This window comes from Vreelandella xerophytica, assembly GCF_968048975.1.
Window position 1 is genome coordinate 3252051 of sequence record NZ_OZ309106.1, and the last position, 23979, is coordinate 3276029.

At 60.0% G+C, this 23979-nt stretch carries 17 protein-coding genes and 3 rRNA genes; 13 read left to right on the forward strand and 7 right to left on the reverse strand.

Annotated elements, in window-relative coordinates; translation table 11 throughout:
- Positions 1–68 precede the first annotated feature (68 nt).
- The 4 genes from rrf to tyrS form a co-directional block, all read right to left on the reverse strand.
- Positions 69–184, reverse strand: a 5S ribosomal RNA gene (rrf, locus tag ACWF8S_RS15260).
- Between the two features lie 110 nt (positions 185–294).
- A 23S ribosomal RNA gene (locus ACWF8S_RS15265) occupies positions 295–3187 on the reverse strand.
- A gap of 278 nt (positions 3188–3465) precedes the next feature.
- Positions 3466–4998, reverse strand: a 16S ribosomal RNA gene (locus tag ACWF8S_RS15270).
- Together the 16S, 23S and 5S rRNA genes form the textbook arrangement of a ribosomal RNA operon.
- Before the next feature lie 456 nt (positions 4999–5454).
- Positions 5455–6654, reverse strand: coding sequence for a tyrosine--tRNA ligase (gene tyrS, locus ACWF8S_RS15275; RefSeq protein ID WP_447554265.1), 1200 nt, complete (start codon positions 6652–6654; stop codon positions 5455–5457).
- Between the two features lie 112 nt (positions 6655–6766).
- Between tyrS and ACWF8S_RS15280 the strand changes: the two genes are divergently transcribed.
- On the forward strand, positions 6767–7924 hold the full coding sequence (locus ACWF8S_RS15280; RefSeq protein WP_447554266.1) for an anhydro-N-acetylmuramic acid kinase: 1158 nt from the start codon (positions 6767–6769) through the stop codon (positions 7922–7924).
- Here the strand turns inward: ACWF8S_RS15280 and ACWF8S_RS15285 are convergent, their stop codons facing one another.
- Positions 7925–8965, reverse strand: coding sequence for a type IV pilus twitching motility protein PilT (locus tag ACWF8S_RS15285; protein WP_447554267.1), 1041 nt, complete (start codon positions 8963–8965; stop codon positions 7925–7927). It abuts the gene before it with no gap.
- Between the two features lie 32 nt (positions 8966–8997).
- Between ACWF8S_RS15285 and ACWF8S_RS15290 the strand changes: the two genes are divergently transcribed.
- The 5 genes from ACWF8S_RS15290 to metW are packed head-to-tail and all read left to right on the forward strand — an operon-like array spanning position 8998 to position 13073.
- Positions 8998–9717 carry a YggS family pyridoxal phosphate-dependent enzyme gene (locus ACWF8S_RS15290; RefSeq protein ID WP_447554269.1) on the forward strand — a complete coding sequence of 240 codons (720 nt, stop codon included), beginning with the start codon at positions 8998–9000 and terminating at the stop codon, positions 9715–9717.
- 53 nt (positions 9718–9770) lie between these two features.
- Positions 9771–10595 (forward strand): pyrroline-5-carboxylate reductase, encoded by an 825-nt coding sequence (gene proC, locus ACWF8S_RS15295; RefSeq protein WP_447554270.1) that lies wholly within the window; start codon positions 9771–9773, stop codon positions 10593–10595.
- A gap of 55 nt (positions 10596–10650) precedes the next feature.
- Complete coding sequence (locus tag ACWF8S_RS15300; RefSeq protein ID WP_447554271.1) at positions 10651–11244, forward strand: YggT family protein; 594 nt, start codon at positions 10651–10653, stop codon at positions 11242–11244.
- A 39-nt stretch (positions 11245–11283) separates the two neighbouring features.
- On the forward strand, positions 11284–12480 hold the full coding sequence (gene metX, locus ACWF8S_RS15305) for a homoserine O-succinyltransferase MetX (RefSeq protein WP_447554273.1): 1197 nt from the start codon (positions 11284–11286) through the stop codon (positions 12478–12480).
- Complete coding sequence (gene metW / locus ACWF8S_RS15310) at positions 12480–13073, forward strand: methionine biosynthesis protein MetW (protein WP_447556612.1); 594 nt, start codon at positions 12480–12482, stop codon at positions 13071–13073. The genes metX and metW overlap by 1 nt, the downstream gene beginning before the upstream one ends.
- Here metW and sfsA read toward each other — a convergent pair.
- Both sfsA and ACWF8S_RS15320 read right to left on the reverse strand, forming a co-directional pair.
- Positions 13070–13801: a DNA/RNA nuclease SfsA gene (sfsA, locus tag ACWF8S_RS15315; protein WP_447554274.1), complete on the reverse strand. Its 732-nt coding sequence runs from the start codon at positions 13799–13801 to the stop codon at positions 13070–13072. The two genes, metW and sfsA, sit on opposite strands and share 4 nt — an antisense overlap.
- Complete coding sequence (locus ACWF8S_RS15320) at positions 13798–14958, reverse strand: aminotransferase class I/II-fold pyridoxal phosphate-dependent enzyme (protein WP_447554275.1); 1161 nt, start codon at positions 14956–14958, stop codon at positions 13798–13800. Before ACWF8S_RS15320 ends, sfsA begins: the two co-directional genes overlap by 4 nt.
- Positions 14959–15142: 184 nt before the next feature.
- Between ACWF8S_RS15320 and dksA the strand changes: the two genes are divergently transcribed.
- The 7 genes from dksA to folK all read left to right on the forward strand — a co-directional run bounded on the left by dksA (position 15143) and on the right by folK (position 23809).
- A complete protein-coding gene (gene dksA, locus ACWF8S_RS15325) occupies positions 15143–15580 on the forward strand; it encodes an RNA polymerase-binding protein DksA (RefSeq protein WP_447554276.1) in 438 nt (145 codons plus the stop codon).
- A 93-nt stretch (positions 15581–15673) separates the two neighbouring features.
- Entirely contained in the window at positions 15674–16573 is a 900-nt protein-coding gene (gene gluQRS / locus ACWF8S_RS15330; RefSeq protein WP_447556613.1) for a tRNA glutamyl-Q(34) synthetase GluQRS, read from the forward strand.
- A gap of 1 nt (position 16574) precedes the next feature.
- Positions 16575–16751, forward strand: coding sequence for a hypothetical protein (locus ACWF8S_RS15335; protein WP_447554277.1), 177 nt, complete (start codon positions 16575–16577; stop codon positions 16749–16751).
- Complete coding sequence (locus ACWF8S_RS15340) at positions 16741–19686, forward strand: ATP-binding protein (protein ID WP_447554278.1); 2946 nt, start codon at positions 16741–16743, stop codon at positions 19684–19686. Before ACWF8S_RS15335 ends, ACWF8S_RS15340 begins: the two co-directional genes overlap by 11 nt.
- On the forward strand, positions 19664–21037 hold the full coding sequence (locus tag ACWF8S_RS15345; RefSeq protein ID WP_447554279.1) for a sigma-54-dependent transcriptional regulator: 1374 nt from the start codon (positions 19664–19666) through the stop codon (positions 21035–21037). Before ACWF8S_RS15340 ends, ACWF8S_RS15345 begins: the two co-directional genes overlap by 23 nt.
- 876 nt (positions 21038–21913) lie before the next feature.
- Positions 21914–23302 (forward strand): polynucleotide adenylyltransferase PcnB, encoded by a 1389-nt coding sequence (gene pcnB / locus ACWF8S_RS15350; protein ID WP_447554280.1) that lies wholly within the window; start codon positions 21914–21916, stop codon positions 23300–23302.
- A 9-nt stretch (positions 23303–23311) separates the two neighbouring features.
- The gene (folK, locus tag ACWF8S_RS15355; protein WP_447554281.1) at positions 23312–23809 is read left to right on the forward strand and encodes a 2-amino-4-hydroxy-6-hydroxymethyldihydropteridine diphosphokinase; all 498 of its coding nucleotides are present in this window, start codon (positions 23312–23314) and stop codon (positions 23807–23809) included.
- The last annotated feature ends 170 nt before the right edge of the window (positions 23810–23979 follow it).

The window sequence follows — 23979 nt, forward strand, 5'->3', positions numbered from 1 at the left end:
CTTCTCCCGATGTTGCGCGCATAAAAAAAGCCCCGAACACAGGGTGCTCGGGGCTTTTTCGAAGAGGGGCCTGACGATGACCTACTCTCGCATGGGGAGACCCCACACTACCATCGGCGCGTTGCGGTTTCACTTCCGAGTTCGGCAAGGGATCGGGTGGTTCACGCAGGCTATGGTCGTCAGGCGTAACTTTCAATGTATATCGGCTGACGGTCTTGTGATCGTTCTTTCTTGCGTATCCGGTGCTCTATCGAGCGTCGTTGTCACTGCAGGACCAGACCCCTTGGGTGTTATAGGGTCAAGCCTCACGGGCCATTAGTACACGTTAGCTCAACACCTTGCAGTGCGTCCACACCGTGCCTATCAACCAGCTGGTCTCGCTGGGCCCTTCAGGAGGCTCGAGGCCTCGGGGATGTCTCATCTTGAAGGGGGCTTCCCGCTTAGATGCTTTCAGCGGTTATCCCGTCCGCACATAGCTACCCGGCAATGCCACTGGCGTGACAACCGGAACACCAGAGGTGCGTCCACTCCGGTCCTCTCGTACTAGGAGCAGCCCTTCTCAAACATCCAACGCCCACGGCAGATAGGGACCGAACTGTCTCACGACGTTCTAAACCCAGCTCGCGTACCACTTTAAATGGCGAACAGCCATACCCTTGGGACCGACTTCAGCCCCAGGATGTGATGAGCCGACATCGAGGTGCCAAACACCGCCGTCGATGTGAACTCTTGGGCGGTATCAGCCTGTTATCCCCGGAGTACCTTTTATCCGTTGAGCGATGGCCCTTCCATACAGAACCACCGGATCACTAGAACCTGCTTTCGCACCTGCTCGACGTGTCTGTCTCGCAGTCAAGCACCCTTATGCTCTTGCACTCATTGCACGATGTCCGACCGTGCTGAGGGTACCTTCGTGCTCCTCCGTTACTCTTTGGGAGGAGACCGCCCCAGTCAAACTACCCACCACACACTGTCCTCGATCCGGATAACGGACCTGAGTGAGAACACCGATGATGCCAGGCTGGTATTTCAAGGTTGGCTCCACCCGAACTGGCGTCCGGGTTTCCAAGCCTCCCAGCTATCCTACACAGGCAACATCAGTATCCAGTGTGAAGCTATAGTAAAGGTTCACGGGGTCTTTCCGTCTAGCCGCGGGTACACCGCATCTTCACGGCGATTTCAATTTCACTGAGTCTCGGGTGGAGACAGCGTGGCCATCATTACGCCATTCGTGCAGGTCGGAACTTACCCGACAAGGAATTTCGCTACCTTAGGACCGTTATAGTTACGGCCGCCGTTTACCGGGGCTTCAATCAAGAGCTTCGCCTTGCGGCTAACACCATCATTTAACCTTCCGGCACCGGGCAGGCGTCACACCCTATACGTCCGCTTGCGCGTTAGCAGAGTGCTGTGTTTTTACTAAACAGTTGCAGCCACCTGGTATCTTCGACCGGTTCGGGCTTAGGAAGCGAGTTCCATCACCCTACGCCGGCGTGCCTTCTCCCGAAGTTACGGCACCATTTTGCCTAGTTCCTTCACCCGAGTTCTCTCAAGCGCCTTGGGATTCTCACCCTGACCACCTGTGTCGGTTTGGGGTACGGTCGCACATGATCTGAAGCTTAGAGGCTTTTCCTGGAAGCGTGGCATCAGTGACTTCCTGACCGTGGTCAGTTCGTCTCGTCTCTCGGCCTTGAAAGATCCCGGATTTACCTAGGATCTCAGCCTACCGACTTTCACCAGGACAACCAACGCCTGGCTCACCTAGCCTTCTCCGTCCCCCCATCGCAATCATGTCCGGTACGGGAATATTAGCCCGTTTCCCATCGACTACGCGTTTCCGCCTCGCCTTAGGGGCCGACTCACTCTGCTCTGATTAGCATCGAACAGAAAACCTTGGTCTTCCGGCGAGGGAGTTTTTCACTCCCTTTATCGTTACTCATGTCAGCATTCGCACTCGTGATACCTCCAGCAAGCTTCTCAACTCACCTTCATTGGCTTACACGACGCTCCTCTACCGCTCATCCCTAAGGATGAACCCGTAGCTTCGGTACCTGGTTTAGCCCCGTTACATCTTCCGCGCAGGCCGACTCGACTAGTGAGCTATTACGCTTTCTTTAAAGGATGGCTGCTTCTAAGCCAACCTCCTAGCTGTCTGAGCCTTCCCACATCGTTTCCCACTTAACCAGGATTTGGGGACCTTAGCTGACGGTCTGGGTTGTTTCCCTTTTCACGACGGACGTTAGCACCCGCCGTGTGTCTCCCACGCTGGCACTCACCGGTATTCGGAGTTTGCCTCGGGTTGGTAAGTCGGGATGACCCCCTAGCCGAAACAGTGCTCTACCCCCGGTGGTGATACGTGAGGCGCTACCTAAATAGCTTTCGAGGAGAACCAGCTATCTCCGGGCTTGATTAGCCTTTCACTCCGATCCACAAGTCATCCAAATCTTTTTCAACAGATCCTGGTTCGGGCCTCCAGTTGATGTTACTCAACCTTCACCCTGCTCATGGATAGATCGCCCGGTTTCGGGTCTATATCCAGCGACTGGTCGCCCAGTTAAGACTCGCTTTCGCTACGCCTCCCCTAATCGGTTAAGCTCGCCACTGAATATAAGTCGCTGACCCATTATACAAAAGGTACGCAGTCACCCAACAAGTGGGCTCCTACTGCTTGTACGCACACGGTTTCAGGATCTATTTCACTCCCCTCGCCGGGGTTCTTTTCGCCTTTCCCTCACGGTACTGGTTCACTATCGGTCAGCCAGGAGTATTTAGCCTTGGAGGATGGTCCCCCCGTCTTCAGTCAAGGTTTCTCGTGCCCCGACCTACTCGATTTCACGTGATCAGATTTTCGACTACGGGGCTATCACCCGCTCTGGCCGGACTTCCCAATCCGTTCGTCTAATCAGTCACACGCTTAAGGGCTGGTCCCCGTTCGCTCGCCGCTACTGGGGGAATCTCGGTTGATTTCTTTTCCTCGGGGTACTTAGATGTTTCAGTTCCCCCGGTTCGCTTCCTGGCCCTATAGATTCAGGACAGGATACTGACCTTGTGGTCAGTGGGTTTCCCCATTCAGAGATGTCCGGGTCACAGGTTGTTTGCCACCTCACCGAACCTTATCGCAGGCTACCACGTCTTTCATCGCCTCTGGCTGCCTAGGCATCCACCGTGTGCGCTTCATTGCTTGACCCTATAACCCGAAGGAGTCTGGATCTCGCAATGACAACGATTGCCGGATACGCAAAAACGTATCACAAAACAATTGCATATCGAGATGCGACGATAAAAACAGCGAACTGTCTTCCTATCGTCATTCGATATTGTCAGCATGATATACATTGTTAAAGAGCGACTGCTATAAGCAGTGATAAGGCACCGCCGAAGGCGATTGGCTTATCACTGCTCATTTAACAGCATTCTGATCAGGTAATTCATTGTGAGCGCTTGCCGGGAGGATGACGCATCGTTTAAGGAGGTGATCCAGCCGCAGGTTCCCCTACGGCTACCTTGTTACGACTTCACCCCAGTCATGAACCACACCGTGGTGATCGCCCTCTTGCGTTAGGCTAACCACTTCTGGTGCAGTCCACTCCCATGGTGTGACGGGCGGTGTGTACAAGGCCCGGGAACGTATTCACCGTAGCATTCTGATCTACGATTACTAGCGATTCCGACTTCACGGAGTCGAGTTGCAGACTCCGATCCGGACTGAGACCGGCTTTTCGGGATTCGCTTACTCTCGCGAGTTTGCAGCCCTTTGTACCGGCCATTGTAGCACGTGTGTAGCCCTACCCGTAAGGGCCATGATGACTTGACGTCGTCCCCACCTTCCTCCGGTTTGTCACCGGCAGTCTCCTTAGAGTTCCCACCATTACGTGCTGGCAAATAAGGACAAGGGTTGCGCTCGTTACGGGACTTAACCCAACATTTCACAACACGAGCTGACGACAGCCATGCAGCACCTGTCTCTGCGTTCCCGAAGGCACCCCGGAATCTCTTCCGGGTTCGCAGGATGTCAAGGGTAGGTAAGGTTCTTCGCGTTGCATCGAATTAAACCACATGCTCCACCGCTTGTGCGGGCCCCCGTCAATTCATTTGAGTTTTAACCTTGCGGCCGTACTCCCCAGGCGGTCGACTTATCGCGTTAACTTCGCCACAAAGTGCACAAGGCACCCAACGGCTGGTCGACATCGTTTACGGCGTGGACTACCAGGGTATCTAATCCTGTTTGCTACCCACGCTTTCGCACCTCAGTGTCAGTGTCAGTCCAGAAGGCCGCCTTCGCCACTGGTATTCCTCCCGATCTCTACGCATTTCACCGCTACACCGGGAATTCCACCTTCCTCTCCTGCACTCTAGCCTGACAGTTCCGGATGCCGTTCCCAGGTTGAGCCCGGGGCTTTCACAACCGGCTTGTCAAGCCACCTACGCGCGCTTTACGCCCAGTAATTCCGATTAACGCTTGCACCCTCCGTATTACCGCGGCTGCTGGCACGGAGTTAGCCGGTGCTTCTTCTGCGAGTGATGTCTTTCCTGGCGGGTATTAACCGCCAGGCGTTCTTCCTCGCTGAAAGTGCTTTACAACCCGAAAGCCTTCTTCACACACGCGGCATGGCTGGATCAGGCTTGCGCCCATTGTCCAATATTCCCCACTGCTGCCTCCCGTAGGAGTTCGGGCCGTGTCTCAGTCCCGATGTGGCTGATCATCCTCTCAGACCAGCTACGGATCGTTGCCTTGGTGAGCCGTTACCTCACCAACCAGCTAATCCGACATAGGCTCATCCGATAGCGGGAGCCAAGGCCCCCTTTCTCCCGTAGGACGTATGCGGTATTAGCCTGGGTTTCCCCAGGTTATCCCCCACTACCGGGTAGATTCCTATGCATTACTCACCCGTCCGCCGCTCGTCAGCGGGAAGCAAGCTTCCCCTGTTACCGCTCGACTTGCATGTGTTAAGCCTGCCGCCAGCGTTCAATCTGAGCCATGATCAAACTCTTCAGTTTAAAATCATTGTGATCCTTACTTGCTTACTTAAGGACTAGCCGAAAGCAGCAAAAGCGAATCAAACTTGGCTCAAGGTTCAAACGAATTATACTGTGATACTCCGAAGAGTATCGCTGTGTTCGTCTGCCTTGATAGTTGGTGACTTGTCACCCTCATCGGCAAACGCCCACATGAATTACCTGATCAAATTGTTAAAGAGCGGTTTCGCTGGACTCAGACGCTGGCTCGATGACCGGAGCCGCTTGCCTCAGCGAGGAAGGCGTATTCTACGCATTTCCTGGTGGTTGTCAACCGCCGATCTTGGCGAGTGAAGAAAGCGATCAAGACTTCGCTAACTTCCTGACAAACCGAGAGTTTTCACTCTCGTTCACCGCTGGCAACACCTTGCGTCCCCGGCAGCGGATGCGTACTTTACGGATTCTCCGCCGCCTTGGCAAGGGCTTTTTTCAAAAACTTCAGACAAGCGTCACACGGGCGTAACGTTTCTTGCCTGCCTGGATCACGTAAGCCTTGCCGGTCGCCAGCATGGTGTCCTGGGCGACGGGTTCGCCATCGACCTTCACACTGCCGTTTTTAAGAATGTCCTTGGCCTGGGCGCTATTCTTGGTCAGCCCCGAGCGATTGAGTACGCTGACGATCGGGGCCTGCTCGCTGCCCTCGAAGGCTACCTCTACTTCCGGCAGATCCTCGGGCAGCTCGCCATCGGCCAGCTGGTTACCGGCAGACCGGTGGGCGCTGGCCGCGGCTTCCTCGCCGTGGTAGCGGGCGATCAGCTCGCGGGCCAGTTCCATCTTGATGTCGCGCGGGTTCGCGCCCTGTTCGATACTCTGCTTGAGCGTGTCGATCTCTTCGTTGGATTTCAGCGACAAGAGTTCGAAGTAGCGCCACATCAAACTGTCCGGCATCGAGACCAGCTTGCTGAACATCGAGCCCGGTGATTCATCGACGCCCACGTAGTTGCCCAGTGACTTGGACATCTTCTGCACGCCGTCCAGGCCTTCGAGCAGTGGCATGGTGATGACCACCTGGGGCTCCTGACCGAAGTGCTTTTGAATCTCGCGACCCATCAACAGGTTGAACTTCTGGTCAGTGCCGCCAAGCTCGACGTCTGCCTCGAGTGCGACTGAGTCGTAGCCCTGCACCAGCGGGTAGAGAAACTCATGGATGGCGATGGGCTGGTTGGCCTTGTAGCGCTTTTCGAAGTCGTCACGCTCGAGCATGCGCGCCACGGTGCTTTGTGCGGCGAGCTCGATCATCCTGGCGGCGGTCAGTTCGCCAAACCATTCGGCGTTGAAGCGTACCTCGGTCTTTTCGGGGTCCAGGATCTTGAAGACCTGATCTTTATAGGTCTCCGCGTTGGCCTTGACGTCGGCTTCCGTCAACGGCTTACGGGTAACGTTTTTACCGGTAGGGTCACCGATGCGTCCGGTGAAATCGCCGATCAGAAAAATGACCGTGTGACCCAGGTCCTGAAACTGGCGCATCTTGGTGAGCAGCACGCTATGGCCCAGGTGCAGATCAGGGGCAGTGGGATCGAATCCCGCCTTGATACGCAGCTTGCGTCCGGATTCGAGCTTCTTTCTCAGCTCGTCTTCTACCAGGATTTCATGCGTACCCCGCGACAGCAGCGCTAGCGCCTGATCCACCTCACTCATTGCCTCTCTCCACTAGTAAGCTTTGCCCGGTCGGGCGTCAGATGATACATAACCGGCAATGTTACCATGCCCAACTGCCTTGTTTGAGCCTTCACTGTCTGGATGACGCTTTATGAATACGCCCTCTGTCTCACACGCACAGTTGTACGTCGGCCTGATGTCCGGCACCAGTCTTGACGGCATCGATGCCGCCTTGATCGCGATCTCGCCTTCGACGGCCCCCAGGCTGGTGGCGACCCACGCCGAGCCGATGCCTGAACCGCTGCGCCAGATACTTTGGACGCTTTGCCACGCAAGCCAGGCAAGCTTTGCCGAGCTTGCCGACGCGGAAGCCCGGTTCTGCGCACTGCAGGCGAAGGCGGTCAAGGCAGTGTTGGAAAAAGCACGCAGGGCACCTGGCGATATTCGCGCCATCGGCAGCCATGGCCAGACCATCGAGCACGCGCCCGAGGGCCACGCGGGCGGGCGGGCCTATACGCTGCAACTCGATAACCCGAGTCTTCTGGCGGAGCTGACCGGTATCGCCGTGGTAGCAGATTTTCGCCGCCGCGATCTGGCCGCGGGCGGGCAGGCCGCCCCCCTCGCCCCGGCCTTTCATCAGGCGCTTTTCCATGGAAAAGAGACCGATCAGCTGGTTCTCAACCTGGGCGGCATCGCCAACGTGACGTGGCTGCCCGCAGCGCCGGAAAAGCCCGTCCTGGGCTTCGATACCGGCCCGGCCAATGTGCTGATGGACGCCTGGTTTGCCAGGCATGCGCAGAAACTGGGCCGCGCCGGACATTATGACGAAAACGGGGCCTGGGCACGAAGCGGACATGTGGACCAAGCCCTTCTGGCCCGGCTGCTCGATGAGCCCTTTTTCGCACTCGCCCCGCCGCGCAGCACCGGACGCGAGCTTTTTCACAGTACCTGGCTCGAGGCGCGGCTGTCGGGCGAAGAATCCCCGGCGGACGTACAGGCCACCCTTGTCGAGCTGACTGCCATCAGCGTGACCGACGCCATCAAGGCGCTTTTGACGGACACCTCACCAATCACGCTGATGACCGGCGGCGGTGGCGCCCATAATGCGTACCTGATGAGCCGGCTGGCTCACCACCTGCCCGATGCCACCTTCACCTCGCCCGCCGCCTACGGCTGGCCGGAAGACTGGATCGAAGCCGGTGCGTTTGGCTGGCTGGCCCACCAGCGTCTGGAAGGATTGCCCGGCAATCTGCCCGCAGTAACCGGCGCGAAAGGGCCGCGGGTGCTGGGCGGTGTCTATGCGCCTTGATCACTCTTTGATGGAAAGCATTCCATTGGCGCGTGTCTGGGCCTCTTCCAGGGTCACCTTGTCTTCCTTGACCAGTTTCGAGAGCGAGGCGTTGAGCGTCTGCATGCCCAGGTTCACGCCGGTCTGCATGGCCGAGTAGATCTGTGCCACCTTGTCTTCACGGATCAGGTTACGCACCGCCGAGGTGGCAATCAGTATTTCGTGGGCCGCCACGCGCCCACCGTCCTGACGTTTCAACAGCGTCTGCGCCACCACCGCCTGAAGCGACTCCGAGAGCATCGAGCGCACCATGGCTTTCTCCTCGCCGGGGAACACATCGATGATGCGGTCGATGGTTTTCGCCGCCGAGGTGGTATGCAGCGTGGCGAACACCAGATGCCCGGTTTCCGCCGCCGTCAGCGCCAGCCGAATCGTTTCAAGGTCGCGAAGCTCGCCCACCATGATGACGTCCGGGTCTTCTCTCAGAGCACTTTTGAGGGCATTGGCGAAGCTATGGGTATCGCGGTGCACCTCGCGCTGGTTGATCAGACACCGCTTGCTGTCGTGCACGAACTCCACCGGATCCTCGATGGTGAGAATATGCTCGTAGCGGTGTTCGTTGATGTAGTCGATCAGAGCCGCCAGGGTGGTACTCTTACCCGACCCGGTAGGGCCTGTCACCAGCACCAGGCCCCTGGGGAGCATTGCCAGGCGCTCGAACACCTCGCCCAGACCAAGCGCCTTCATCGACAGCACCTGGCTTGGAATGGTGCGAAAGACCGCCCCCGCGCCCCGGGCCTGGGTGAACGCATTCACCCGAAAGCGGGCCACATTGGCCAGCGAGTAGGAGAAGTCGATCTCCAGACGCTCTGCAAACTCCTGGCGCTGACGCTCGTTCATGATAGCGTGGACCAGCGCCAGCACCTCTTCATGGCTCATGGCGGATACGTTGAGGCGATGAATATCGCCATCGACCCGAATCATCGGCGGCAAACCGGCGCTCAAGTGCAGGTCGGAGGCATTCTGCTTTGCCGAGAATGCCAGCAGTTCGGTAATATCCATCTCTCTTCCCTAGCGGTTTAAGGTATTTCAGTATGACAGAGATCGCGCTTTGCGAATCACTTGCCAAGGTCCAGGAGCGTTTAGAGCACGCCCTTGACGCCGCAGGCCGTGAAGCCGGCAGCGCCCGGCTGTTGGCAGTGAGCAAGACCAAGCCTGCGTCGATGATTCGCAAGACGTGGCAGTGCGGACAGCGCGCGTTCGGCGAAAACTACCTGCAGGAAGCGCTGGACAAACAGCGCGAGCTTGAGGACCTGAATGCCATCGAATGGCATTTCATCGGCCCGCTTCAGTCCAACAAGACCCGTGCGGTGGCCGAGCACTTCGACTGGATGCACAGCGTCGAGCGCATCAAGATTGCCCAGCGCCTGAACGACCAGCGCCCTGCCCACCTCCCCCCGCTGAACATCTGTTTGCAGGTGAATATCAGCCATGAAGCGAGCAAGGCAGGCGTCGCGCCTGAAATGGCAATGTCGCTGGCGGCTGAGATTGCCGCCCTTCCCCGGCTGGCGCTGCGCGGGCTCATGGCGATCCCCGCGCCGGCCAGCGACCCGGCCGCCCAGCGCGCGCCCTTCGCCGCCTTGAAAGCGCTTTTCCACGAACTGCAGGCAGCCCTGCCCGAGGCGCCACTGGATACGCTGTCCATGGGGATGAGCGATGATCTTGAAGCAGCCGTTCTGGAAGGTGCCACTCTGGTACGCGTGGGCAGCGCGATCTTCGGTGCCCGCGACTCGGCGCCCGCGAACCACTCTTAAGCGCCCAACCCACAGCGCCGCCGGCGGCGGCTTATCTTTGACAAAGGATTTTCATGGCGAACAACATTACCTTCATTGGCGCGGGCAATATGGCCAAGGCGATTATCGGCGGACTGATCGACAGCGGCGCACGTCCGTCCAGCATCACCGCCACCGCCCCCAGCACACAGGCGCTTGTGCCGCTTCGTGAAACACTGGGCATCAACATCCAGACCGATAACAACGAAGCCGTCAAGGGCGCCGAAGTGGTGATCCTGGCGGTCAAGCCGCAGGTCATGCAAGACGTCTGCGCCACGCTTGCCGACGCCGTCCAGGCGCAAGCGCCGCTGGTCATTTCGATTGCCGCCGGGCTCGAAGCCGCTACAATCGACGCGTGGTTGGGTGGCAACACGGCGCTGGTGCGCTGCATGCCCAACACGCCTTCGCTGGTAGGCGTCGGCGCCAGCGGCCTTTACGCCAATAGCGCCGTCACTGACACCCAACGCACGTTGGCCGGCGAGCTGCTTGAAGCAGTGGGTATCGTCGAGTGGGTCGAGGACGAGGCACTTCTCGATGCGGTCACCGCGGTGTCCGGAAGCGCCCCGGCGTACTTCTTCTTGATGTTCGAGGCGATGGAAGAAGCCGCGATCGCCCAGGGTCTGCCCGCGACCACCGCGCGGCGGCTGGCGATTCAAGCGGCGCTGGGCGCGGCCACCATGGCAGGGCGAAGCGAAAGCGACCCGGCGACTCTCAAGCGCAACGTCATGTCGCCAGGGGGCACCACCGAGCGCGCGATCGAGCATATGGAAACCGCCAGACTGCGTGAAACGATTGCCGGCGCCATGCAGGCCTGCGCCGAGCGTGCAAGCGAAATGGCCAAAGAGCTGCGCGGTCACTGAGCCAAGCGCTCACCCCCAACACTCAGCACGATTTAACGCAACGGAGACGCAAGCAATGGGCAGCCAAGTGGGTAGCGCCGGGTTGATGCTAGTCAACACCCTGATCAACATCTATTTATTTCTATTAATGCTGCGTTTTCTGCTGCAGGCCTCGCGCGCGGATTACTACAACCCGCTCAGCCAGTCGGTAGTGAAGATCACCCAGCCGGTGGTCGGACCGTTTCAGGCCTTTTTGGGGCCGGTGGCCGGGCGGTTCGATCTTGCCACCCTGGCGGCGGCATTCGTGCTGAAGGTCGCAAGCATCGTCGCGATCTTCATGCTGTTCGGTCTGGGCATGCCGCCGGTGGTGCAACTGGTGATCGCAGGCATCGCCTCGATCGCCAACGCCATTTTGAAGATCTATTTCTTCGCGCTGATCGTGATGATCATTCTGAGCTGGGTGGCGCCCAATGCCAGCCACCCCGGTGCGCTTTTGGTCATGCAACTGGTCGAGCCGATCATGGCGCCGGTACGCAAGGTAATTCCGCCGCTGGGCATGATCGATCTTTCGCCCATCGTGGTGTTTATCACCATCAACCTGATCGATGGGCTCGTCGTCGGCGCGCTGATTCGCCAGGCGGGGGCGCCCGGCGCGCTGGTCGGGCTTTGAGCGTTTTAACTCGTATTTTCAGCAGGATTCACCTTTTCAATGCCTGATTCAGACACGCGGCCCAGGCCTGACTACCCGGCAGACTCCGTTGGCCTGGTCACGCCCCATGTTGCCCGCTTCGATACGCCCCTGCCGCTTGCCTGCGGCAAGGTGCTGCCCGAATACGAGCTGATTTATGAAACCTACGGCACGCTCAACGCCGAGCGCAGCAATGCCGTATTGATCTGCCACGCGCTATCCGGCCACCACCACGCCGCGGGATATCATCATTCGGACGACACCAAGCCCGGCTGGTGGGATGCCCATATCGGCCCGGGCAAATCCATCGATACCGACCGCTTTTTCGTCGTCTCGTTGAACAACCTCGGCGGCTGTCACGGCAGCACCGGGCCTGTCAGCCACAACCCGGCCACCGGCCGCCAGTGGGGGCCGGACTTTCCCCTGGTGACGGTAAGCGACTGGGTGGCAAGCCAGGCGCGACTCGCCGATCATCTGGGCATCGAACGCTGGGCGGCGGCAGTGGGCGGAAGCCTTGGCGGCATGCAGGTGCTGCAATGGACGATCACCCATCCCGAACGGGTCGCCAACGCGGTGGTGATAGCGGCAACGCCCAGACTCTCGGCGCAGAATATCGCCTTCAACGAAGTCGCCCGCCAGGCCATTCGCTCCGACCCGGAGTTCTACGATGGCTGGTACGCCGAGCACGACACGGTCCCCAAGCGCGGCTTGAAACTTGCCCGCATGGTGGGGCATATCACCTATCTCTCGGAAGATGGCATGGGCAGCAAGTTCGGCCGGGACCTGAGAGCCGACGATCTCAACTTCGGTTTCGATGTAGAGTTTCAGGTGGAATCCTATCTGCGCTACCAGGGCGACGCCTTCTCCACCGCCTTTGACGCCAACACGTATCTGCTGATGACCAAGGCGCTGGATTATTTCGACCCGTCGGCACGTTGCGAAGGTGATCTGGCCTGCGCGCTCGCCCCGGCCCAGTGCCCGTTTCTGATCGTCAGCTTCACCACCGACTGGCGCTTTCCGCCTTCGCGCTCGAAAGAGCTGGTGAATGCGCTGATTCGCGCGGGCAAGCCGGTCAGCTACGCCAATATCGAATCCCCCCACGGCCACGACGCCTTCTTGCTGCCGGAGCCGCGCTACGAAGCGCTGTTCAGCGCCTTCATGGCGCGCGCAGCCGAAAGCCTGGGGCTTTCAGACACTCGCGAGGAGAGCCCATCGTGATGCGCACCGACCTTGAGCTGATTTACGACTGGGTGCCGAAGGGCGCCCATGTGCTGGATCTTGCCTGCGGCGACGGCGCGCTGCTGGAGCGTCTTGGCCGCGAGAAAAACGTGACCGGCTATGGGCTGGAGATCGACCCTGCAGGCATCACCCAGTGCGTGGCCCGCGGGGTCTCGGTGATCGAGCACAACCTGGACGATGGCTTGAGCAATTTCTGCGATCAAAGCTACGACCAGGTGATCATGACCCAGGCGCTCCAGGCGCTGCGCCGCCCGGACAAGATGCTCGATGAAATGCTGAGGGTGGCCAACGAGGGCATCATCACCTTCCCCAACTTCGCCTACTGGCGTCACCGGGTGTACCTGGGACTGCGCGGCTACATGCCGGTGTCGAAGTCACTCCCCCACGCCTGGTTTGATACGCCCAACATCCACCTTTCCACCTTCAACGACTTCGAGCAGCTCTGTCGCGAGAAGGGGCTGGTGATCGTCGACCGCGCCGTGGGCGTGGGCGAGCACCGCGGTCACTGGACCTCGAAATGGTGGCCCAACCTCTTCGGTGAAATCGCCATTTTCCGGGTACGCCGGCGTTAAAGGCGCACCGTCAGGACACGCTCGATGGCGATGCTCACCGGTGTGCCGGCTTCCCGGCCGACCCGGATGCCGTAGGCCAGCACCTCCACACCCCGGGCGACGGCGGCTTCAAGGCCTGCGGCATACGCGGGGTCGATATGCGTTGCCGGGGCCACGTCCGCAATACCTTCGTGGGCGACACAAAACACCAGTACCGCCCGCTCGCCCTGACGGGCCAATGCCTCCAGGGTGTGCAGATGCTTGAGCCCGCGCGTACTTATCGACGCCGGAAAATAGCCGTGACCGTCGTCTTCCTTGAGGGTGACCTGCTTGACCTCGAGATAGGCGCGGCGCCCGCCTGCCTCGTCCTCCAGCAGAAAGTCGAGCCGGGATTCGCCCACTTTTACCTCGCGGCGAAGCCGGGCGTAGCCTGCCAGCGCGGGAAGCGCTCCTGTCTCGAGGGCTGCCTCGACAATTCGGTTGGCGCGCCCGGTATGAATCGAGGCCGTCACGGTCATGCCGCTCTCATCGGGAAGCTCGATCAGCTCCCAGGTCCAGGCCAGTTTGCGCTTGGGGTTGTCGCTGAAAGATAGCCATACCCGACACCCCGGCACATTGACGCTTTTCATCGAGCCGGTATTGGGGCAGTGAGCAATCACCTCGCGGCCATCATCCAGGCGTACATCGGCAAGAAAACGCTTGTAGCGGCGCAGCAGTACGCCCGGCACCAGGGCGTCATAAATCATCATGACCGGCTGACAAAGCGGGCCAGACGCACCAGCGCTTCCTGCAGACGCGCTACCTCACAGGTAAAGGCGATGCGCACGAACCGCTCGCCACCCTCGACGGCAAAATCACACCCGGGCGTGATCGCCACATTCTCCTCTACCAGCAGCCGTTCGCAGAACGTCTGGCTATCGCGGCTGTAGCGGGAGATATCCAGCCACACGTAGAACGCTCCCTGAGGCGCCACATCCGGCGCAAGCCCCAGATCAAACAGCCCGTCGAGCAGCACCTGGCGGCGCTCTTTCAGGGTGGCTCGGCGGCTTTCCAGCTCAGCACGGCATTCCGGGGTAAACGCGGCAAGGGCCGCGTGCTGGGACGGCGTGGCCGCAGCGAGGAAGACGTTCTGAGCAAGCCTTGTCAGGGGTTCGATGGCGCGCTCGGGGGCCACCAGCCAACCCAGGCGCCAGCCGGTCATGCCGAAGTACTTGGAGAAGCTGTTGACCACGAACGCCTCGCTTGAAAGCGCAGTGGCGGAGAGCGGCGCGTCGTCGAAATTGAGTCCCTGGTAGATTTCATCCACCACCAGCTCGCCGCTCCGGGCGGCCACGGCTTCACAGACCCCGGCAAGCCCGGCTTTACTTAGCGTATGGCCGGTCGGGTTGGAAGGGGACGCCAGCATGGCCAGGCGCGTGGCCGGCTGCCAGTGCTTCTCGATCAAGGCGGCGTCAAGTTGCCAGCCGCTTTCACGATTTACCGGTACCGCGTCTACCTTGGCGCCGGCCAGGGCCATGAAGTGGCGGTTGCAGGGGTAGTTGGGGTCGGCCATCAGCACTCGGTCGCCTTCACTCACCAGAAGCTGGCTGGCCAGCATCAAAGCCCCGGACGCACCGGGCGTGACGATGATCCTTGCGGGGTCGACGTCAGCGCCGAAGTGATCAAAGTAGTGGCCACTGATCGCCTCGCGTAGCGCCGGTAGGCCGGCGGCGGGCGTATAGCGGGTCTTGCCCTGGGCCAGCGCCTGCTGCCCGGCCGCCAGGATTGGCGCGGGCGTGGCGAAATCCGGTTCACCCACCTCCAGGTGAATCACATCGAAGCCTTCGGCCTCGCGGGCCTGGGCCATTTCCAGCAGGTACATCACGCGAAAAGGCGCCACCTGCTCAAGGCGAGGATTCCAACCCATTCAAGCTCCTTGATTGTTCGATCGTTTGATTTTCTCGGCTGCCAGCAGGAAACTTAGACTATCGTCTTAGATACCCTGTAATGCTTGCATAGCGCCCCATTTTAAGCTAAACAAGCATCCCTTTGGCGTGAAATCGCGACATTGTCACGATCGATCAGCAGTCACATAAGTAAGGGGCACTCCCATGCCAGTAGCGGAACAGAAACCGGAAGCGTCCAAATCCTTCACTCCGTATCAGTCGGCACCGGGTGAAGAGTACATGAACGACAAGCAGCTTGCGCATTTTCGCCAGTTGCTTCTCGATTGGAAGCAGGACCTCATGGAAGAGGTGGACCGTACCGTACGCCACCTTCAAGAAGACGCCAATAACTACGCCGACCCCGCTGACCGTGCAACCCAGGAAGAAGGCTTCAGCCTGGAACTGCGCACCCGGGACCGCGAGCGCAAGCTTTTGAAAAAGATCAACGAAACCATCGAGAAGATCGATGAAGACGACTACGGCTTCTGCGAGGCCTGCGGCGTTGAAATCGGCATTCGCCGCCTTGAAGCGCGCCCTACCGCCACCCTTTGTGTGGACTGCAAGACCCTGGCCGAACTTAAAGAGAAACAGCTTGGCGGCTAGACAAGCCTGGCATCGATGACACCTCCCCGGGCACCCTTGCGTGCCCGTTTTTGTTGCTTGCTGCCTGCCTTCATCTGGCACATCATGGCCGTCATGACAAAGACCGTTCGCTATCGAGGCCGCTTTGCGCCCACGCCTTCCGGCCCGCTTCATTTTGGCTCGCTGGTGGCCGCACTCGGCAGTTATCTGGATGCTCGAGCCGCCGGTGGCGAGTGGTGGGTGCGAATCGAGGATATCGACCCGCCGCGCTGCCCCAAGGGGGCGGACACCACCATTCTAGATCAGCTTGAGGCCTTCGGACTTCACTGGGACGGCCAACCCTCCTGGCAGAGCCGGCGCCATGCTCGCTATCAACACGCGCTGGAAAGATTGATCGACCAAGGCCTGGCCTACCCCTGCAGCTGTTCGCGCAAGCAGTGGCAAGATCATCTTGTCTACCCCGGCTGGTGCCGACAGGGCGTGTGCGACCCGGACAGCCCCGTGGCCTGGCGGCTTCGCAGCGACATCGCCAAACGTCCGATTCACTGGCACGACCGGCTGTTCGGCGAACAGTGCTTCGACCCTGCCGATCTTGGCGATGTGGTATTGAAGCGCAAGGATACCCTGTGGGCGTACCAGCTGGCCGTGGTGGTGGACGACTTTGAGCAGGGCATGACCGATATCGTGCGAGGCTTCGATCTTCTGGATAACACTCCCTGGCAGGGGCAGCTTCAGGCCGCGCTTGGCTACGCTGTACCCCGCTACCTGCACCTGCCCTTGATCGTCACTTCGCAGGGGCAGAAACTCTCCAAGCAGAACCTGGCGCCGGCGCTTGCCACGCGCCCCGGCGCCATTCGCCGTCAGCTTTTTCAGGCCCTTCAAGCCCTCGACCAGACGCCCCCGGCAACGCTTGCCGACGCCGTACCCGAGCAGCAGCTTGAATGGGGCATTGCCCACTGGCGACCCGACAGGCTCGTTCCCGCCATCGAACGGCCCTTGCCGGAAGAGACCTGATATGTACGTCTATCGAATTCTGCTGTTTCTGGTCTTCGGCGGCTATCTGCTCTCGCCCATTTTAATGGATGGCTGGGGCGAACCCGGCACCGCCTGGTATCGTCCGTTTCTGATCTGGGGCGGGCTGATCGCGCTCACGCTCTGGCTCGAGCAGAAAAGGAAGCTCGATGAGCGTTGAATTGATAGGCGTTGTTGCGCTGGGCCTTGGCTATCTGGCGCTTTTACTCGGCGCCGCCGCGGCGGTCGAACGGGGACTGGTTCCCGTACGTATCACCCGCCACCCGCTGGTCTACACGCTGGCGTTGGGTATCTACGCCAGCGCCTGGGCCATTTACGGCAGTGTGGAGCTGGCCGCCGAGGCAGGCTTTGGCTACCTGGCCTACTACCTCGGCGCGGCCGGCGCGTTCCTGCTGGCGCCGGTGTTGCTGGTGCCCATCCAGCGCATCACCCGCACCTACCAGCTCTCGTCCTTGGCCGATCTGTTCGCATTCCGTTTTCGTTCGCGCTGGGTGGGGTCGCTGGTCACGCTGCTCAGTCTATTGGCGGTATTGCCGCTTCTAGGCATTCAGGTCAAAACACTGAGCGACGCGGTCCATCACCTGACCCAGAGCCGCTACAGCGAAGTAGTGACGTTTATCTTCTGCGGCGTCATCGCCTTCGGGGCCATCCTGTTCGGCGCCCGGCATCGCCATCAGCACCGCCACGATACGCTTTTGTGTCTCATCGCTCTGGAGTCCGTCGTCAAACTGGTCGCGATGCTCGCCCTTGGCGCCATTGCCCTTTGGTGGGTATTCAGCGGCCCTCAGGATCTGCAGCAGTGGCTGGATGGCCCCGGGCTTGCCGCCCAGGCCGCCACGGCCAAACTGGAGCCTGCCCAGTGGCGCACGCTGCTGCTGCTGTTTTTCGCTGCCGCCTTCATGATGCCGCACCTTTTCCAGATCACCTTCGCTGAAAACCTTTCGCGCCATACGCTGTTACAGGCCAGCTGGACGCTGCCGCTGTTTCTTCTGCTGATGGCGCTTCCCGTGCCCCTAATCTGGTGGGCGGCCCAGGCCCAAAACAGTGAGATCTCGCTGACCGCCTACGCCGTCTACCAGATTTCCAGCCACTGGTGGGTCGGGGCGCTGGCCTTCGTGGCGGGCCTGGCGGCGGCCAGCGGCACCATGATGGTGATGGCTATTTCGCTGTCGGGCATGGTGCTCAATCACGTCGTGCTCGTCGCCCGCCCGCCCGAGGCGCGCAGCAATCTCTACGGCTGGCTTTTATGGCTGCGCCGTGCGCTGGTGGTGGGCGTGGTGGCCGGTGGCTGGCTGTTTGCCGAAGGGGTCAGCCGCCATCACTCGCTCACCGACCTGGGACTTGCCGCCTTCGTGGGTATCGCCCAGTGCCTGCCGGGTATGCTGGCACTGCTTTACTGGCCCGGCGCCAATCGCAACGGCATGGTAGCGGGCCTTCTGGGCGGCGCGCTGGTATGGCTTTGGGGACTGTGGCTGCCACTTTTACTCTCCACCCCGTTGCCCAGCCTTCCGTTTATCGACATGATGCCTCCCGAGGCGCCGAACTGGTACACCACCACGCTGATCTCGCTGGCGGTGAACATCGTGCTCTTGATCGTCATGTCGCTTTTTACCCGCACATCGGAAGGCGAGCATTCCGCCGCAGAGGCATGCTCGGTGGACGCGGTGATCCGCTCCAAGCGCCTGCCCCTGGAAGCCGCCACGGCCGGGGATTTTACCGCGCATCTGGCCCAGGCCCTGGGCGATGAGGCCGCCGAACGCGAAGTGGCCCGCGCCCTGAAAGCGCTCAACCTGAGTCTCGATGAGCGCCGCCCTTACGCACTACGGCGCCTGCGCGACCGACTCCAGGCGAATCTTTCGGGGCTGATGGGCCCGTCGGTGGCCCGGGATATCGTGGATCGTTACCTGCCCTACCGCCACAACGATGCCCCGGCGACCGACGACATCCACTTTGTCGAGAGCCGCCTGGAAGCCTACCGGTCACGGCTGACAGGGCTTGCCCGGGAACTCGACGGACTGCGTCGTCATCACCGCCAGACCCTGGCCTACCTGCCGGTGGGGCTTTGCGTGCTGGGCGATGACGACGAGCTCACCATGTGGAATCAGGCGCTTTCCGAGCTTTCCGGAATCAGCGGCGACAGCGTGATCGGCTCGCGCCGGGACAGCCTGCCCGCGCCCTGGGCCGAGCTTCTGGCAAGCGTGCTGGATGCCTTGCATACCCCGCTTTACAAGCAGCCGGTGTGCCTGCACGGCCGGGACTACTTTCTCACCCTGCACAAGGCCACGCTGAGCGGACTCGACAGCCGCGGCGGCAGCGTGATTCTGGTGGAGGATCACACCGAAATGAAGTGGCTGGAGGAGGAGCTGGTTCACGCCGCGCGCCTGGCTTCGATCGGCCAGCTCGCCGCCGGGGTCGCTCATGAAATCGGCAACCCCATCACGGGCATTTCATCACTTGCCCAGAACCTGCGCTTTGATACCGATGACCCGGCGCTTCTGGAGACAGCCGATCATATCCAGGCATTGACCGAACGGGTGACCAGAATCGTCAATTCGCTGGTAGGCTTTGCCCACGGCGGGCGCCAGGCGCTTCCGCCCCCGGCAAAAGCCGTCATGCTCCGGCGCATCGGCGACGATGCGTTACACTTGATCCATCTGGCCCGCTCGGGTGAGGATGTCGTTTTCACCAATACCTGTCCGGAACACCTCATGGTGCAGGGCGACGCTCAGCGTTTGACCCAGGTAATGGTGAATCTGCTGGGCAATGCCCGGGACGCCTGCCTCGATGCCGGCGAGGTGGCCATCGAAGCCGGGGAACAGGGCGAGTACGTCTGGTGGCGGGTGACGGACAACGGCGAGGGCATCGCCCCCAGCGTGAAGGATCATCTGTTCGAGCCTTTCACCACCACCAAGCCCCCCGGCGAAGGCACGGGGCTTGGCTTGTCGGTGGCCTACCAGATCATCAACGAGCACCAGGGCAGGATAGAGTTCGCCTCACCCCCCGGCGGGAAGTCTTGCGGCACCGCCATCACGCTTTGGCTGCCGCTTTACCAACAGGATGGTCGACCCTTACATGTCCAGGATACTGATTGTTGAAGATGAAGCGATTATACGCAGTGCCCTCAAGCGCCTTCTTGAGCGCAGCCATTATGAGGTCGTCGAAGCGGCCAGCGTCGAAGATACCGCCTCGCTCACCCTTTCAGAGTTCGATCTCATCATCAGCGACCTGCGCCTGCCCGGAGCTCCGGGAAGCGCGCTGATCGAAGCGGCCGCCCCGGCGCCGGTGCTGATCATGACCAGCTACGCCAGCATGCGCTCGGCCATCGAGTCGCTCAAGCAAGGCGCCGTGGACTACGTCGCCAAGCCGTTTGATCACACCGAGCTTCTGGAAACCGTTGAACGTATTCTGCATAAGCGTTCCCTGGAAAAAGACAGCGCGCCGGCGATTACCGATGAGCGCGGCACACGCCCGATGATGATTGGCGATTGCGCCGCGATGCAGCAGGTCTACACCCGCATTCGCAAGACGGCACCGGCGGATGTGAGCGTACTCATTCAAGGTGAATCCGGCACGGGTAAAGAACTGGTCGCCCGGGCGCTGCATCAACAGAGCAAACGCGCCTCCGCCCCCCTTATCTGCGTGAACTGCGCGGCAATTCCCGAAACGCTGATCGAGTCCGAACTCTTCGGCCACGAAAAAGGCGCGTTCACCGGCGCAAGCGCTGCCCGCACGGGCCTGGTGGAAGCCGCCGACGGCGGCACGCTGTTTCTCGATGAGATCGGCGAGCTTCCGTTGGACGCCCAGGCGCGGCTCTTACGTGTGCTGCAAGAAGGCGAGATCCGCAAGATCGGCTCAGTCGAGACTCGTCATGTAGACGTGCGCCTGATTACCGCGACCCATCGGGATCTGCGCGCACTGTCCAGAAGCGGCGAGTTTCGTCTGGATCTTTACTATCGGCTGAATGTCATGCAGATCGCCCTGCCCCCGCTTCGCGAGCGCGAAGAGGACGTCTTGAAGATCGCCGACATTCTGCTGGAAAAAGCCTGCAAGAGGCACGAACGCCCCGGTCTTCGCCTCTCCCGGGCGGCCCGTCATGATCTTCAGGACTACCCCTGGCCGGGTAACGTACGCGAGCTGGAAAATGCCCTGGAGCGCGGCGTTATTCTGGCCGAAGGGCATCTGATCCACCCCGACGACCTGGGGCTTGGCCCGGTCGCTCACCGCGGCGTTGCGCCAGCGTCCGTCCAGGATACGGTAGAAACGATCACAGAGGATGAAGAAGACCTTTCGCTGGAGGATTACTTCCAGCATTTCGTGCTTGAGCATCAGGATCAGATGAGCGAAACCGAGCTTGCACAAAAATTGGGCATCAGCCGTAAAAACCTCTGGGAACGGCGCCAGCGCCTGGGTATACCCCGCAAGAAAACCGCCAAACGGCCCACTTGAGACAATCAGAAAGCCCTATACTGACGTTTTGCTACAAGCTCTAAGACTAACGTCCAATATACTGATTTAAATAACAAATACCCGCCTTAACGGGCTTTTTCCGCTGTTACCTTCCCACACATAAAGGTTAAAAAACGCCGTTTTTCAGGTAACACTCTGCGCGCAAGCTTAGCTTTGAAAAAAGTTAAAAACTACAAGCTTATGAAATAGCGGTTTTTTTCATGAAGTGGCATGCCAGGTGCACTATTACTGGGTAAGAAAAACAAACCGGGCAGTCGCCAAAGAACAATAACAAGACATGGCGCATTAACCTCGCTAGAACAAGAACAATCGCGAGGATGAGAGACAAGATACACAAGAATAAACGACTAGAGTCTCGCAACTTGCTGGCGCTGAACATCTGGCGCTCAAATAACAACAAGCCAAGCAAGAGCCCGAAAAGGACGCGACGTACACGAGCAAAGCGGCCAACAAGAACAAACGCTTTCAAAGGTACACCCCGGAGCCAACAACAATACGCCGGGTGAAGAAAGTTCGCGGTTGGATTATTGTTTTGAATACGAGGCGGTCGGAGCCAAGTAAGTACAATCTTGCTGACTGCGGTGCGTATTCAGGGCGATGTGCCATCATGAAGAAAAACAGCAGCACGGATGCTGATTGACCCAATTTATAGGGGAGGCGCGTTTAGCCTCCCCTTTCCGCGTCTGGGCAGCGCGTTTTTATAACCGATCCTGACACCATTTCTAAAACCGTTTTGTACAAACCTTGTTTAGATGCTTTGCAAGGCGTAAGGGGTCGGCTACACTCATCGACTTATCTTTTATCAACATACTCTTCAATCAACCTACTTATTTAACTGCGAGTCGATGTCGTCGCATGTTCAGAGGACTTACCCGTTTTTTACCTAGTTCGGGAGAGCAATTGAAAAACCTGCTCGATTCCCCAGACAGCCCTGCTGAGGCCTTGACGCCCCACGTTATTCTTCGCTCCGAGCATCCTATTTCTCGTCAGCAGATCAGCGATGCCGCCTTGAAAGTTCTTTATCGATTAGACGGGGCGGGGTTCGGTGCTTATCTGGTCGGTGGCTGCATCCGAGATGCGCTGCTGGGCAAGATGCCCAAGGATTTCGATGTGGCGACCAACGCCACACCTGAACAGGTGCGCGATCTGTTTCGCAATTCACGGCTGATCGGGCGGCGTTTTCGTATCGTTCATGTGCGTTTCGGTCGTGAAGTGATCGAAGTCACCACCTTTCGTGGCAAGCCTCAGGACGAGCATGGCGAGCATATCGCGCAGCAGTCCGACGACGGGCTGCTTTTACGTGATAACGTCTGGGGCAGTATCGAAGAGGATGCGCTGCGCCGCGACTTTACCATCAACGCGCTCTACTACAGCATCGCGGACTTCTCGATTCATGATTTCGCCGGCGGCATCGGCGATATCAACGCCCGTACGCTGCGTCTGATCGGCGACCCGGGCACCCGCTACCGGGAGGATCCGGTACGGATGCTGCGCGCAGTGCGCTTTGCAGCCAAGCTCAATTTCGAGATCGCCCCGGATACCGAAGCGCCGATGTTTGATCTGGCGCCGCTTCTCTTGCAGATTCCCCCGGCGCGCCTGTTTGACGAGGCGCTCAAGCTCTTCATGTCCGGCCAGGGGCTGCTCACTTTCCAACTGCTGAGTTACTACGGGCTTTTCGGCATGCTCTTCCCCGAGGCCGAGGAAGCCATGGCCGACGCCGCCTGGGTCGAGGCGCTGATCGAGCAAGCGCTGATCAATACCGACAAGCGCATTGCCGAGGATCGCCCGGTCACCCCGGCGTTTCTGTTCGCGGCGTTCTTGTGGGGCCCGGTGGCACTGCGTCAGGCGGAGCTTGAAAGCGAAGGCATGCCTGCGGTGCCGGCACTGAATACCGCCGCCCAGCAGGTGGTCACCCGCCAGCTTCAGCATGTCTCCATCCCCAAGCGCTTTGGCATGCCCATGCGCGATATCTGGGAGCTTCAGGCGCGTCTACCCATGCGTCGGGGAAAGCGGGCATTCCAGACTCGCGAGCACCCCCGCTTTCGGGCAGCGTTCGATCTTCTACTGCTGCGCGAACAGGCCGGCGAGATGGCCCGGGGCCTGGGCGACTGGTGGGAAGCGTTCCAGCAAGGCGATGAGCACGAACAGCGCCGCCTGCTGCAAAAGGTCGGCGGCGACCCGGCAAGCCAGGGTGATCGGCGGCGCAAGAAACGCCGTAAGCCCCCGCGCAAAAGCGATCAGTGAGCCCGGCTCATGCATACATCGCTTGCCTATATCGGCATTGGTAGCAATATCGAAGAGCCGTTGGTCCAGGTACGTCAGGCAATTACCGAGCTTGACCAGTTGCCGCTTACCACGGTGGGCGACGTGTCATCGCTTTACCAAAGCCGCCCGGTGGGGCCCCAGGATCAGCCGGATTTCATCAACGCGGTCGCCGCCCTCCATACTGCGCTTTCACCGCTGGCCCTGCTGGATCAGCTGCAGGGCCTGGAGCAGCGCCACCGGCGCCGTCGCCTGCGCCATTGGGGCCCGCGCACTCTCGATCTCGACCTTCTGCTCTTTGACGAGCAGGTCATCGATCACCCCCGGCTTAGCGTTCCCCACCCGCACATGACGGATCGCGCCTTCGTACTCATGCCGCTGGCGGAGCTTGACGGGGCGCTCAGCGTCTTTGACCGGCCCGTCAGCCACTGGCTGGAACGCATTCCGGACCCCGGCCTGCAGCGCCTGGTCGAGGACGGCCCGGGCTAGCCGCCCCGTAACTCTCGACATAGCCCCCCGCCCTGCCGCTGCTTGTCGCCGCCACGCTCATCCCGGTACGCCTGATCGACAACATGGCCGCAACGCTGGCCGCGGCCAATCGCTGCGAGTGAACCAAAAGCGTATTGCCGCAATGCACAACTTTCCCCTATGCTGATTGA